At 71.0% G+C, this 286-nt stretch carries 1 protein-coding gene; it reads right to left on the bottom strand.

The features are described from left to right. The coding region (locus AAEY75_RS14635; RefSeq protein ID WP_352259970.1) for a hypothetical protein at window positions 1–286 on the bottom strand (286 nt) is incomplete at both ends.

The raw sequence follows: 286 nt of genomic DNA, 5'->3' as shown, positions 1-286 counted from the left end.
GGCCGAGCTGCACCGCATTGCTGGCCTTCTCCTGCCAGGTCGTGGCCGGCCCGCCGGTCTGCACGTGAATCCGGCCGGTCGAACCCGACAGCGAATAGACCCGCCAGATCTCGTCGTGCGCGATCCCGCGCCCGGCGCTCACGCCGTAGCCGTCGCGCATGTCCGGCTTGAGCGCCGGCCCCGGCGCATCGGCGCTGTGCATGACGTTGCGGCCGTCGACCCAGATCTGGAACGCGACGTCGTATTTGCCGTATGCGGCTTTCGGCGCCACCGCCTGCGCGCGCAC

This window comes from Psychrobacter sp. TB55-MNA-CIBAN-0194 (genome assembly GCF_040309505.1).
Classification (GTDB): domain Bacteria; phylum Pseudomonadota; class Gammaproteobacteria; order Pseudomonadales; family Moraxellaceae; genus Psychrobacter; species Psychrobacter fozii.
Note: the sequence above shows the minus strand (reverse complement) of the source record. Positions and strands in the feature narration are given on the sequence as shown.